Here is a 13,227-nt window from a genome sequence, read left to right as displayed (position 1 = left end):
TAGTTGGGCTTAAGTGGGGAACAAGAGTCGCTCGATTTAGCAGTGGAATTAGCCCTAAAATCGGCGTAGGGCTAATTCATGAATTAGCCCTACAATCGGCGTTGTCAAATTGAAAGATGCTCCGAATCAGCACCGGAGCATCTTTCCTATTCTGATATGACAACGCCAGATTTTCTATCCGAATGCTTCGCCCCTACTTTTTGCCGCATACCCTATTCAGGAGAAAACTGCTCGATTCAATAATTTGAGCCAAAACCCAATATTTTTAAAGACATCGGTGCAGTTGGGTTTCCCGCAAGTGTCGCTCATTTTTGATAGACAAAAGTTATTGCTGTCACCCCAAACACAAGTTTACTGTCCCACCCGCCAAATTTTGATAGTTTCGTCACCACTACCACTAGCTAAATAGCGGCCATCGGGACTATATACCACTGAGTAAACCGGACTAGAATGACCAGTAAGGGTACGCAATTGTTTTCCCGTTGCTACATCCCAAATTTTGATAGTTTTGTCCCAACTCCCACTGGCTAAATAGCGGCCATCGGGACTATATACTACTGACAAAACCTCGCGAGAATGACCAGTTAGGGTTTTATCTAAGAAGCGAAGACTAGATAAATCAGATATTAATAATTGAGGACTAGCAGGAAAATTTTTATATTTAAAATAACCATAAACTTGCGTTATTCCTACTCCTAATAACAAAACTCCACCAAGAGCTATCATTCTGTTTCTCAGCTTATTCTTTTTAACTGGTTGTGCCGGTGTTTTTTTGGGTACAGGTGCGGGTGAAACCGGCGGAGAAGGATTAATCTTAGGAATAACTGGCGATTGTTTTTGAGTTACAACAGGCTGCGGATTTGGTGCTGGTGGAGATGGTCTATTAGGAGTTATAGGAGGTAACTTTAATTGCCGTTCAATCTCATCCAAACGCTGTAAAATTACCCTAGTATTAGCCGGTCTATTCTTGGGTAATCTTCCCATCAACTCATCAATAAAATCCAACAATAACGGGTGAATATTTTCCGTTTCTTCTCGCCAAGGTAAAACATCATTATACGCATCATAAATTTCTAAGGGATGTTTTCCGGTTAATAAATGTACAAAAGTTCGTCCTAAAGCATGAAAATCTGATTGAATCACTGCTTGACCATGTTGTTGTTCATTGGGTGTATATCCAGCTGAGGTAATACCTGTTACCTGTTGACCTTTTACCTTTTGATGATAGGTTTGGGTTTCTTCCCTTGCTGTGCCAAAATCAATTAACACCAACTCGCCACTATTCCGCAGCATGATATTAGGAGGCTTAATATCTCGATGCAGCCAATTCTGTTGATGAATTTTATCGAGAATTAAAGTAATTTCTCTCAGCCATTTTAAGGCTCGTTTTTGACTTAAATTATCATACTGGTTTAGCCACTGTTCTAAATTAATCCCCTCCACTTTTTCCATAACTAAACAGTGTAAGATTTTCCCTTCCCTTGTGGAATATTGAAAATAGGCATCTGCGCGAGGAACACCCGTCACATTTTGACGACTCAACTCTAATAAAACGTCATATTCCCGTTTAAATAATTCCACTGCTTTCGGTTCATTATTCCATTTTTCTTGTAATACCTTGAGTATTTTGGCTGTAAAACCCTCAAAAGCCTCATAAACAACCCCAAAACCGGTCGTATCACTCAATAACCGACTCACCCTATATTGACCATTTAACAACAATTGAGAGCCGCAACTTTGACAGTAACGAGTATTCGAGTTATTATTACTCGGATGCTCCGGTTGAGAACAATCGGGATTAATGCAGTAACAGGGTTTCATCTCGGCTATCAGTTATTTTAGCGGGTGAATAATTGCAAGTTTTCCCTTACCTGTCTTTGAAGGCATTTTATCATAAGTAAGTAGTAGTAGTAACGCACCAAATTAAATTAATGATAGGTGTGGTGCGTTACGACGGATTGTTAGATTCAAGTTTAAGCAGAGATTGTCACCGTCTAACGCACCCTACATTTTACTAAACTGGGATGAGCCACTCTTGAAAAAGGGGACAATTATTAATTATTATTAAAAGTATATTTACTAATTAACCAAAATACCAGTGAAACTAGCTCAAGCTCAGACGATATTAACAGACACTTTAACCGTATTTTGGGGAGAATGGCTAGATTTACGGGCGAGAGTCCTTCAGATCGCCGCCACAGGTTTAGTTTCTCCCCTAATCTATATTATCGGTTTCGGGTTGGGGTTGGGAAGCGCCCTCGATCGCTCGATGAAACCCTCACTCGGCGATTCTTATCTAGAATTTATTTTACCCGGAATGGTGGCCCTGTCCTCAATGGCGATCAGTTTCGGGGGAACCACCTTTTCCATCTGTGGCGATCGCTTATTTAGTAAAACCTTCGAGGAATTATTATTACTTCCCGTCCATCCCCTCTCATTATTTTTAGGCAAAGTTTTTGCGGGAATTTTGCGCGGTGTAATGACTTCTGCATCAGTGATTCTCATCGCTATCTTATTTACAGGAAAATTTGCCAGTTTTCTCAATCCCCTCTTTTTATTAATTTTAATCTTAAATTGTGCCGTCTTTGCCAGTTTAGGGGCAATTGTCGGATTGCGAGTTCAATCCCTCGAAAGTGCCAGTCTCTATAATAACTTTTTAATCGTGCCGATGTCTTTTTTAGGAGCAACTTTTTTCGATCCCAAAACCTTACCCTGGGCATTAAAAATTATTGTTTATGCCTTGCCCCTCACCTATGCTAGTCTAGGATTAAGAGCCGCAGCCTACGATATCAATCAATTTCCTTGGTTCGCTATCCCTATTTTATTAATCGTCGCTCTTCTTCTCTCGATTGTCGGCGCTTATCAATTCTCCCATCAACGGGATTGAATCAGTGATCAGTAATCAGTAATCAGTAATCAGTAATCAGTTATCAGTAATCAGTAATCAGTTATCAGTTATCAGTTATCAGTTATCAGTTATCAGTTATCAGTGGTCAGTAATCAGTTATCAGTTATGAGTTAAGTACCCAAGCAAAATTAATTAAACATATCTAACTACCTCTTGCCTTTTGCCTTTTGCCTTTTGCCTATCTTCTAGGAAATTTATTTTACACGACTACTTATCTCCTGACTCCTGACTCCTATCTCCTGACTCCTTTTTCCCTTGAATAAATATATCCTTTTTTATAAACCCTACGATGTATTATGTCAGTTTACTGATGAAAATGGTCGCTCGACTTTAAAAGATTATATTCCCATCCCCAATATCTATTCTGTCGGTCGTTTAGATAGGGACAGTGAGGGATTATTATTACTCACAGATAACGGTCAATTACAGCATCGTTTGGGTCATCGTCAATTTGCACATCCGCGCACCTATTGGGTACAAGTCGAAAGAATTCCAGACCTAAACGCTTTAGAAAAATTGCGTCAAGGTCTTCATATTCAGGATTATCGCACTCGACCAGCAATAGTTAATTTACTAGATTTTGAACCGGATTTACCCCCCAGAGAGCCACCGATTCGTTATCGAAAATCTGTCCCCACCGCTTGGTTAGAAATTACCTTAACTGAGGGAAGAAATCGTCAGGTAAGACGGATGACGGCAGCCGTTGGTTATCCGACTTTAAGATTAATTAGAACAGCCATTACTATTGACAAAAACAATAAATTATGCTTAACAGGATTACAACCCGGTCAATGGCGAGAAGTGACTGAAAAAGAGAGAAAAGCCTTGGAAAGGTTATAATTTCTGTAAGTAACCTTGATAACCAAAGTTGAATGTATAGTTTGGGACTTGATCAAATGACCCACAATTATCTATAATCGTGAATATTAAACCGAAAGACAAATATGAAAGTTAAAATTAAAAATCTTGGCATTTTAAAACAAGCAGAATTCAGTCTAGGCGACTTCACAATTATCTGTGGTGGTAATAATACAGGTAAAACTTATGCTACCTACGCTTTATTCGGTTTTTTAGACACTTGGCGAAGACTATTAACTTGGCCAACATTTGGACTCAAAGAAAAAATTAATCAACTACTTTCTGATGGTGTAATTAGTCTCGATCTACAGGAGTATGTTCAACAGTGTGAGATTATTCTTACTACAGGTTGTCAAAGATATATTCGACAAATACCTGAAGTTTTTGCTGCCAACGAGGAGAGGTTTAAAAATGTTGATTTTCAGATAGAATTAAATTTTGACAATATTCAATTTCAAAATAAGTATGAAAGGAAAATTAGTACAGCAACATGGGAAATTATCTCGATTAGCAAACCTGAAGATGAGCCTTATTTATCCATTACATTATTAACAGAAACAGAAAAAATAAATCTGCCAGTGCATTTTCTTGAGGATATCATTTACGACAGCATCCAAGATATAATTTTCTCTCAGTTTTTTCCTAGGCCATTTATTGCCAGTGCAGAAAGAACAGGAGCGGCAATTTTTCGCAAAGAGTTAAATTTTGCTCGTAATCGTTTACTGGAAGAAATTAGTAAAAATAGCAATTTTAATCCTAGGGAACTGTTATTTAATGTTTCTCAGGATTATGCGCTACCAGTCAAAAAAAATGTAGATTTTACTAGACAAATAGAAACAATTGTCAAAAAAACTAGCTTTGTCGCCGAAAATCATCCCAGTATTTTAGAAGATTTTGCCGATATTATTGGTGGTCAATATATGATTACTAGCAATGATGAACTTTATTACATTCCTAAAGGAAAAAAACTTAGACTATCGATGGATGAAAGTTCTAGTGCTGTACGTTCTCTTTTAGACATTGGCTTTTATTTAAGACACGAAGCTCGAATCGGAGATTTGTTGATAGTAGATGAACCTGAATTAAATCTCCATCCAGAAAATCAACGCCGTATCGCTAAACTTTTCGCTCGACTGATCAACATTGGTATTAAAGTTTTTATCACTACTCACAGTGATTATATTATTAAAGAAATCAACACATTAATTATGCTTAACCATAATAAACCACACCTGAAACAAATTGCCGCAGAAGAAGGCTATAGACAAGAGGAATTATTATCGGCTAATCAAGTTAAAGTCTATATTGCTGAAGAAGATTCAAAGATGTTAAAAGGACAAAAAAGAAAAACTAAATTTCACACTTTAAACCCCGCTAAAATTGATCACGAAATGGGTATCGAAGCACGCAGTTTTGATACTACTATCGAAAATATGAATCGTATTCAAACGGCTATTATTTGGGGTGAGGAGTAATGTCTGATATTGCTATACTCAAAGAAATGATTAGCAAGTGTGCGATAGTAGAGTTGGAATATAAAAAAGAGTACAAACGAGATATTTATTTACTGAAACTGACAGAAAATCAAGATAACTATTCGTTTGTGATTAGTGGAATGCCTGAACCCGATCGAGTTATTGTGATCAAGCTAGATGAGTTTTTTGATGTCCGCAAAATTTTTACTGGTAGTAAAGGTGAGTGTAAGCGTGCAGATTTTATAATTATCGCTAATACCCCTACTGAAAAAGTTATCCTTTGTTTGGAAATGAAGAAAAGCGGAGATTCTAATCCATCGATAATTAAACAATTAAAAGGAGCCGAATGCTTTGTCTCCTATTGTCGTGAAATCGGACGCTTATTTTGGAATCAACCCGATTTTCTTCAGGACTATCAATATCGCTTTGTTAGTATTAAAAATATCAGTATTTCTAAAACAAGCATGAGCAGCCGTAAACTTTCTCAAAAAAGTGAGATTCACGATCAACCAGAAAAAATGTTAAAAATCTCTGCTAAAGCGAAGCACTTTCAAGAATTAATTTAGTCCTATAGCTTGACATTATGACCGATTTAATCTCGATCGAATAACGATCTTTTGCCGAGAGTGCCGAAAGAGCCTTATCGATGCTCATTTTTAAAAACTTCAAACACCTGCCGGCTGAAATATTTTAACTTATCAGCCACCTTAGCAGAAGGTTGATAATTACCGACTAATTGCCAATTTTCCACCGTAGATAGTCGCCAAGCGGTTCCTTGATGGTTAAAAGCCTGCATTTCTAAGCCAATCAAACGCTGATGCTGATCCTCGCTATCGAGATGAAAACGGATTTGTACCAGAATACTGCGCCCTTGAATTCTGGGACTCCAACCGGGAAAATGGAAAGCGATATCGATCGAGTCGGGGTCCGTTAACTCCCTTGTGTGGGGATCATTGCGCCAAGGTTTCAGATCTGCCTTTGCATCGGGGAATTGTTGCTTAAACAGGTTGACGAGTGTGGCGATCTTCGCCGTTAATTCTAATCCTTTTGCCTGTTCCGACGCATTCATGCTCACCTCTGATAATTGCTTATAAAGTAACTATTTATACAGTTTAGCCCTGCTTTTTGCGACTATTGGAACAATTATAACGATATTTTCTCGATCGAGTCGAAAATGCCGCACCTGTCAATCCAGATAGCCGCTGCCAAAAAGACAAAATCAAAACTAAACTAGAAAATAGGATAATCGACAGGAACAGTATTTTCTATGAATCCCCAAGAGTCTCTATTACAATCGATCGAAAAATTAGGCTATCGGGTTACGGTGGGTGATGTGGCGGCAAAATCGGGTTTAGAGATTAACGCTGCACAACAGGGATTATTAGCTTTAGCTGCGGAAGCGGGGGGACATTTACAGGTAGCAGACACGGGGGAGATTATCTATCTTTTCCCCGAAAATTTTCGCTCGATTCTCCTGAATAAATATTGGCAATTGCAGTTAAAAGCTTTCGCCAGTAAAATCTGGAAAGTAGTTTTTTATGTTATTCGCATTTCCTTTGGCATTGTCTTAATTATTTCGATTTTAATCCTCTTGTTTGCTATTCTGGCGATCCTGATAGCCTCAATGTTTAAAGATAGTGACTCGGATAATAATTCTGGAAACAACAACATTAATGTTAACTTCTTTCCCACGGACTTTTTCTGGATTTTTTATCCCGATTTTGGTAATAACTACTACGAAAGAAGAGATAGGGAAGTTAAGGCAGAAAAACCCTCTAGTAAGATGAATTTTCTCGAGGCAGTTTTTTCTTTTCTTTTTGGCGATGGTGATCCTAATTTTAATTTAGAGGAGAGACGCTGGCAAACTATCGGTAAAGTAATTCAAAATAATCGTGGCTCGATTATCGCTCCACAAATTGCCCCCTATCTCGATAGTATTACCCCTAGTCATGAGGAGACAGAAGACTATATACTCCCAGTTTTAACTCGCTTTAATGGGTTGCCGCAAGTGTCCGATCGAGGCGATATTATCTATTATTTTCCCGATCTACAGGTGACAACCAAAGAGAGAAAATTACAAACAGTTTCCCCCTATCTAAAGGAAAAACGCTGGAAGTTTAGCGAAGCAGATAGCGGTCAAATTATCCTAGCTTTAGGTTTAGGGGTGGTTAACTTTATCCTCGCTTTAGTTTTAGGATCTTTGCTCAACAGTGATAGTGTGGATTTGAGCGGTTCTCTGGGGTCGATAGTCACAGGAATCTACGGTTTTCTCCTCAGTTATGCCGCTGCTTTTTTGGGGATTCCCCTCGGTCGTTATTTCTTTTTACAGTGGAGAAATGAGCGGGTTAATCAACGCAATCAACAGCGAGAAAAAAGAGCAGATTTATTAGCCCAAAATAATCCTGAATTAGAGCAAAAACTGGCCTACTCTCGTCAATTCGCTGACCAAAAAGTGATTAGGGATGCTGATATTAGTTATTCTACCGATCAAGACTATCTCGAACAAGAGATCGAGCGCTCGGATAAAATCGATCGAGAATGGCAAAAACGCTTAGAATCGCCCGATTCCTGACTCCTGACTTGAAAGAGGGTGATGGGGAAATGGGGAAATGGGGAAATGGGGAAATGGGGAAATGGGGGAATTATGAATTGGGAAATGGGGGAGTGGGGGAGTGGGGAGATAGGAGAATTTCAACTAATACCCCAAAACCCTAAAACCCCAACTCCCTAAAACCCCAACTCTCAACTCCTGCCTCCTGCCTCCTGAATCCTGACGACCGACTCCTAACCCCACCAACAAACTTTTTGCCGCAAACCCTAACTTAAACGATCGAGAGTGCGATACTGAATTGCTTCGGCAACGTGGGAACTTTTCAGCATTTCACTATCTCCTAAATCGGCAATGGTGCGGGCAACTTTGAGAATGCGATCCATTGCTCGGGCCGATAAACCCAATTTTCGGATTGCCCCTTCTAAAATATGGCGACTGCTCTGATCAAGAGCGCAAAAACGCCGCAAATGCTCGGAATTCATCTCCGCGTTAGAGCGAATCCCAGTATCTTGAAAGCGATCGCTGGCCTTTTGTCTGGCCCTTTCTACCCGTTGCCGCACTTGCTCAGAAGCTTCTCCCCGACTCTCTTGGGTCATTTCTTCCGGTTTCAGGCGATTTACCGTCACTTGTAGGTCAATACGGTCTAAAAGCGGCCCCGATAATTTCGCCCAATATTGTTCCCGTTGTCGCGGTGAACAGCTGCAGGGTTGCACCGAATCGCCGTAATAACCGCAGGGACAGGGATTGGTACTCGCCACCAGGGTAAAACGGGCCGGAAAAGCGACGGAAAGACGAGTGCGAGAAATGCTCACATAACCATCCTCTAGGGGTTGCCGGAGATATTCCAAGACACTGCGCTTAAATTCCGTTAATTCGTCCAAAAATAAAATACCACGGTGGGAAAGGGAGATTTCTCCCGGTCGGGGATAAGTGCCACCTCCCACCAGCGCCGCTCCGGAAGCGGAGTGATGGGGACTGCGAAAAGGACGCTCGCGCACCAGAGAACCTCGATCCTTCAGTAATCCGGCGACGGAATGAATCTGGGAGACTTCTAGGGATTCGGCAAAGGTAAGCTGGGGCAGAATACCGGGTAAACGTCGCGCTAACATGGTTTTACCGCTGCCCGGGGGACCGACAAAAATTAGGTTATGACCTCCAGCTGCGGCAATTTCCAGGGCCCGCCGGCCAATGGCTTGACCTTTGACATCCTTGAGATCGGGGAGATTTACCCGCGATCGCCCAAATTCCTCGGCAGCGTTAAAAGTCATCGGTGAATAGCGATCGGGTTCATTTAAGAAATTTACCACTTCCGATAGATGACGAAACCCATACACTTGTACGCCTTTAACTACGGCCGCTTCTTTGGCATTATCGGCGGGAACCACTAAACCCTTGATCCCCATTTTTTCGGCGGCGGCAGCAATGGGTAAAACCCCCGCCACGGCACGCAAACTACCATCGAGGGATAATTCGCCTAAAAAGAGAAAATCCCCCAATAAATCGGCTTCTACCTGTTCGGAGGCTCCTAAAATGCCGATACTAATCGGTAAATCATAAATCGGCCCCTCTTTGCGGATATCGGCGGGACTTAAATTGATGACAATTTTGCGGATGGGAAAGGCAAATCCGGCATTTTTTAGGGAAGCTTTTACCCTTTCTTTCGACTCCTGCACAGCGGTATCGGGTAAACCCACCACGGCAATTCCGGGTAATCCCCCCGATACATCCACCTCTACCCCGATTTTAATGGCATCGATGCCGATAATTGCCGCACTCCAAACCCTTGCTAACATTTTGGCTCAAGTAAAAATAAAGTGAGTTCTTAGGAAAATGAAACAGGATGTTCGGCTAGTTTTCCGCATAAAAATGATTTTATCTGGGAATTTACCCTGAAAATCAGCCTATTTCTCGGGATAACCTAGCCAGAAAAGCTGAGAGCTTAATGGTATAGTTGAAAAAAAAAGTAATCTGTCTATGAGTGAGACTATTTTTAGCAAAATTATCCGCAAAGAAATTCCTGCCTCGATCGTTTATGAAGATGATCTGGTTCTCGCTTTTCGAGATGTTAATCCCCAAGCACCCACCCATATCCTCATTATCCCCAAAAAACCGATTCCGAAACTAGAGGAAGCCAGTGACAGCGATCGAGATCTATTGGGACATTTGTTACTAACTGTTAAAAAAGTGGCCGCCGAAGCTAAATTAAGTCAAGGTTATCGAGTAGTGATCAATAATGGGGAACATGGGGGTCAAACCGTCGATCATCTTCATGTCCATCTTTTAGGCGATCGCATAATGGCTTGGCCTCCGGGTTAAATACCCCTTATTTTCCCGCATTTTTGGGCAATTATAGGGCTAGAAGCTTTCTTTTCCGAGTCGGTCTTCTCGATGTTAAACCCATGAATAGGTCTATTTCTGCGATCGCATTGTCCAGCACCCTGCTGTTATTTCCCTTCACCCCTACGACTCTCGCTCAATCGGAATGCTTTCTCCAAAGAGCAGATGGACAACACATAGATCTTAGCCGTCTCTGTGGCAGTTCATCTAGAAATAGGAAAAATTCCCCGCAAGTTTATCAGCTACCGATTCAACGCCGGGTTAACGGCATTCCCACGGTGATGGTGGTTTTTAATAACCGTCACTATTATGAAATGCTTTTTGATACAGGTGCTAGTGGCATCGTCCTCACCGATGCCATGGCGAAAGCGATGAAAGTCAAACGGGAAAAGGAAGTAGTCGCTCATACCGCCGGCGGTGTCGTTACTGTTTATCTTGGTCGCATTAATTCTGTTAAAGTTGGCGAGGTGGCTTTATCTAATCAGATTGTTGGTATTTCTCCCCAAATGGAAGGATTAGGACTCTTAGGACAAACCTTTTTTGGTTCCTATGATGTCACGATCAAAAAAGATGTGATTGAATTACGTCATCGTTGATAAGTAGCTGGTTATAATTAAACTAAAAATGGATTTTAGGTTCGATCCCCCCTGCCCCCCTTGATAAGGGGGGTGCCGATAGGCGGGGGGATCTGAAAACTTTTAACACCTACCTACTTAGTCTGACGGGAAAAATGCTCGCTCTTCTCGACTTTGTGTGATAATTTTTGCTTATGTAAGGTTAAATGCTTACTGGGCAAGACTTTTAGGACTATTTTGAAAGAAGAAACTATCAGTATAGACCTCGTTTACACACAGAAACCAGAAGAGCCAAATGCTCGCTTTTCTGATTCTAATCTAAAGTTCCTCGCTGTATTTGTTCCCGTTCGATCGCTTCAAATAAAGCCCGGAAGTTGCCTTCTCCAAAACCTCTAGCGGCATGACGTCGCTCGATTAATTCAAAAAAGAAAGTTGGCTGAGAAAAAATTGGTTTAGTGAAAATTTGCAGTAAAGTTGGCTTTTCCTGGAGGGAATGACTATTTTGTTCAAAGTCAATGAGAATTTCATTTTTTTTAATTTCTGACCATTCCCAATCAGCAATATTAAAATCTTTTTTTTGATAGTTAATTTGTCGATAATAACTGTCGGGAACTGATAAAAATTCTACCTTTTTTTCTCTTAATTTTTGAGTTAAGTTTACAATGTTTTCTGTTTTTAAAGCAATGTGTTGAATACCAGATTTTTGATTAATATCTAAAAATTCTTGAATTTGAGAACTGTTACTATCTGGCTCATTAATTGGTAACTTTAATTCGGTTTCAGGGTGAACAAGTACCTGCGAATAAAGACCAGAACGCTCCGTTTTAATAGTAAAAACTTGCCGTTTTTTAAAGCCTAAATTTTCCTCATACCAATTGGATGTTAACTCTAAATTCCCCTGAAACACATTTAAAACTAAATGATCAATTGCCAGAATATCCTGATTATATTGTTCCTTACTATCATACTCAATCAGATTAGGATCGGCTAAAATTGGCGTGATTCCCTGTCTTTCAATTAATGTATGTTTGAGATTAGCAATGCTAGAGATTTGACAGCTTTTTATCTTACCCCTAGCCAAAACAGTTTCCTGAATAAAAATATCCAGTTTAATTCTCCTAGCTAAAGCGTCTAAATCCTCCACTTGAAAAGCCACATCCGCCACCCCTTCAGGATATTTACTTAAAAATTCCGCCACGGGACTAAGGGAATTTAAGGGAGAAGATAAGATAAAAATAATCTGTTTATTTTTATCTTTTTGGATGCCATTGCCAACTATTTCCGTGTGCGTGTGGAGATTAACTAAACTTGCGATCGCCTGAAAATCCATCACCCGCACAAACCAATCTCGCCATTTTTTGGCCGATTCTACATAAAAATGAATATGATCAATAAACATAGATAAAGTCAAAAAAGTGGTGTTTTTCAGTAAACAGTAAACAGTGATAATAAAACTCCGAACTTGCCACTTAATACTATTCACTGACAACTTAAATCTGAACACTGATAACTGATAACTGATAACTGATAACTGAAAAAGCTGACGACTAAAAAAAGAGATGACTATCGGGTTGAATATTAATTTCCATGGGGACGGCTTGGGGTTCAGCATTCATGGCAAAATAGATAGCATCGGCGGCGGTTTGAGCGGTTAACATTTTAGTGCGATCAACTTTTAAGCTCACCTGATCCCAAAAAGGAGTATCGACACCACCAAAATAGAATAAAGTCATTTTAATACCATAGCGTTTTAACTCATCGGCCAAACATTTACTAAAACCCACCACCCCGTACTTAGAAGCACAATAAGCGGCAGCCATAGCCATAGAATGCTTACCCAAAATTCCCACCACATTACAGATATGACCAGCTTTATTTTCCTTCATCACATTAGCCGCAGCCTGACAGGTATAAAAACTCCCCTTGAGATTGAGGTCGAGCATTTTATCTAAATCTTCCGGCGTGATTTTATTATATTGTTTCATCACACCGGCTCCGGCCGCATTAACCAACACATCCAACCGGCCGTAATGGGAGACAATTTTTGCCATCAAAGTTTCCACCTGAGTCGGATTGGTGATATCCGTCGGTACAATTAAAGAAGGACAAGACAACTCACCAGCTAAATTAGATAAATTATCGGCATTTCTCGCCGCTAATACGAGTTTATGACCATTAACAGCTAGTTTACCCGCTAAAGTGGCACCGATACCCCCCGTAGCACCGACAATCAGGACAACTTTTTCGCTCATAATTATTTATAAATTTTTACAAATCTTATTGTAAACTGTTCCAACTGGAAAATCATCGCTAGTCCCAACCCCTTGATTAATGGTTAACCAACTTCTGATAGGATCAACCGTGACAATGTAAAGAAATTTTTGTCACTAACCCCGCCCTAAAAGGGACGGAGCTTGCCTAAACCAATTTAGGCGACGCAAGTAGAGACTACCGCATCGAGACACAATCTGGTACAGACCTCCGAATACTTCCCTAGTTCGGATTCCCTCTCAGCTTTATTGG

At 40.4% G+C, this 13,227-nt stretch carries 12 protein-coding genes; 7 read left to right on the top strand and 5 right to left on the bottom strand.

The window, feature by feature from the left end; translation table 11 throughout:
• Positions 1-351: 351 nt before the first annotated feature.
• On the bottom strand, positions 352-1,821 hold the full coding sequence (locus tag IM509_RS18730; RefSeq protein WP_420372443.1) for a protein kinase domain-containing protein: 1,470 nt from the start codon (positions 1,819-1,821) through the stop codon (positions 352-354).
• A gap of 277 nt (positions 1,822-2,098) precedes the next feature.
• Here IM509_RS18730 and IM509_RS18725 point away from each other — a divergent pair, with 277 nt between their 5' ends.
• The 4 genes from IM509_RS18725 (at position 2,099) to IM509_RS18710 (ending at position 5,807) form a co-directional block, all read left to right on the top strand.
• Positions 2,099-2,887: an ABC transporter permease gene (locus tag IM509_RS18725; RefSeq protein WP_002765070.1), complete on the top strand. Its 789-nt coding sequence runs from the start codon at positions 2,099-2,101 to the stop codon at positions 2,885-2,887.
• A 276-nt stretch (positions 2,888-3,163) separates the two neighbouring features.
• On the top strand, positions 3,164-3,748 hold the full coding sequence (locus IM509_RS18720; RefSeq protein WP_052276706.1) for a pseudouridine synthase: 585 nt from the start codon (positions 3,164-3,166) through the stop codon (positions 3,746-3,748).
• A gap of 104 nt (positions 3,749-3,852) precedes the next feature.
• Entirely contained in the window at positions 3,853-5,241 is a 1,389-nt protein-coding gene (locus IM509_RS18715) for an AAA family ATPase (RefSeq protein ID WP_185237485.1), read from the top strand.
• Entirely contained in the window at positions 5,241-5,807 is a 567-nt protein-coding gene (locus IM509_RS18710) for a hypothetical protein (RefSeq protein WP_052276704.1), read from the top strand. The genes IM509_RS18715 and IM509_RS18710 overlap by 1 nt, the downstream gene beginning before the upstream one ends.
• Positions 5,808-5,881: 74 nt before the next feature.
• Here IM509_RS18710 and IM509_RS18705 read toward each other — a convergent pair whose 3' ends face one another.
• Positions 5,882-6,310, bottom strand: coding sequence for a Tery_1686 family protein (locus IM509_RS18705; protein ID WP_002798813.1), 429 nt, complete (start codon positions 6,308-6,310; stop codon positions 5,882-5,884).
• Between the two features lie 198 nt (positions 6,311-6,508).
• Here IM509_RS18705 and IM509_RS18700 point away from each other — a divergent pair, with 198 nt between their 5' ends.
• Complete coding sequence (locus tag IM509_RS18700) at positions 6,509-7,813, top strand: hypothetical protein (RefSeq protein WP_052276703.1); 1,305 nt, start codon at positions 6,509-6,511, stop codon at positions 7,811-7,813.
• A gap of 245 nt (positions 7,814-8,058) precedes the next feature.
• On the opposite strand, the gene IM509_RS18695 is transcribed toward IM509_RS18700, so the two are convergent.
• Positions 8,059-9,585, bottom strand: a complete 1,527-nt coding sequence (locus IM509_RS18695) for a YifB family Mg chelatase-like AAA ATPase (RefSeq protein WP_002743838.1) — start codon at positions 9,583-9,585, stop codon at positions 8,059-8,061.
• A gap of 181 nt (positions 9,586-9,766) precedes the next feature.
• Between IM509_RS18695 and IM509_RS18690 the strand changes: the two genes are divergently transcribed.
• On the top strand, positions 9,767-10,108 hold the full coding sequence (locus IM509_RS18690) for a histidine triad nucleotide-binding protein (protein WP_002757854.1): 342 nt from the start codon (positions 9,767-9,769) through the stop codon (positions 10,106-10,108).
• Positions 10,109-10,191: 83 nt separating this feature from the next.
• Positions 10,192-10,725 carry a retropepsin-like aspartic protease family protein gene (locus tag IM509_RS18685; protein WP_185237484.1) on the top strand — a complete coding sequence of 178 codons (534 nt, stop codon included), beginning with the start codon at positions 10,192-10,194 and terminating at the stop codon, positions 10,723-10,725.
• A gap of 292 nt (positions 10,726-11,017) precedes the next feature.
• Here the strand turns inward: IM509_RS18685 and hppD are convergent, their stop codons facing one another.
• Complete coding sequence (gene hppD, locus IM509_RS18680) at positions 11,018-12,103, bottom strand: 4-hydroxyphenylpyruvate dioxygenase (RefSeq protein WP_052276702.1); 1,086 nt, start codon at positions 12,101-12,103, stop codon at positions 11,018-11,020.
• 148 nt (positions 12,104-12,251) lie between these two features.
• A complete protein-coding gene (locus IM509_RS18675) occupies positions 12,252-12,956 on the bottom strand; it encodes an SDR family oxidoreductase (protein WP_052276701.1) in 705 nt (234 codons plus the stop codon).
• Positions 12,957-13,227: the final 271 nt, after the last annotated feature.

Origin of the sequence: Microcystis sp. M31BS1 (assembly GCF_020245285.1) — a bacterium.
In the GTDB taxonomy this organism is placed as follows: Bacteria; Cyanobacteriota; Cyanobacteriia; order Cyanobacteriales; family Microcystaceae; genus Microcystis; species Microcystis panniformis.
Note: the sequence above shows the minus strand (reverse complement) of the source record. Positions and strands in the feature narration are given on the sequence as shown.

Coding starts and splice junctions, on each gene's coding strand:
- IM509_RS18730 (WP_420372443.1), bottom strand. CDS start 1,821: ATGAAACCCTGTTACTGCATTAATCCCGATTGTTCTCAACCGGAGCAT.
- IM509_RS18715 (WP_185237485.1), top strand. CDS start 3,853: ATGAAAGTTAAAATTAAAAATCTTGGCATTTTAAAACAAGCAGAATTC.
- IM509_RS18710 (WP_052276704.1), top strand. CDS start 5,241: ATGTCTGATATTGCTATACTCAAAGAAATGATTAGCAAGTGTGCGATA.
- IM509_RS18705 (WP_002798813.1), bottom strand. CDS start 6,310: ATGAATGCGTCGGAACAGGCAAAAGGATTAGAATTAACGGCGAAGATC.
- IM509_RS18700 (WP_052276703.1), top strand. CDS start 6,509: ATGAATCCCCAAGAGTCTCTATTACAATCGATCGAAAAATTAGGCTAT.
- IM509_RS18695 (WP_002743838.1), bottom strand. CDS start 9,585: ATGTTAGCAAGGGTTTGGAGTGCGGCAATTATCGGCATCGATGCCATT.
- IM509_RS18690 (WP_002757854.1), top strand. CDS start 9,767: ATGAGTGAGACTATTTTTAGCAAAATTATCCGCAAAGAAATTCCTGCC.
- IM509_RS18685 (WP_185237484.1), top strand. CDS start 10,192: ATGAATAGGTCTATTTCTGCGATCGCATTGTCCAGCACCCTGCTGTTA.
- hppD (WP_052276702.1), bottom strand. CDS start 12,103: ATGTTTATTGATCATATTCATTTTTATGTAGAATCGGCCAAAAAATGG.
- IM509_RS18675 (WP_052276701.1), bottom strand. CDS start 12,956: ATGAGCGAAAAAGTTGTCCTGATTGTCGGTGCTACGGGGGGTATCGGT.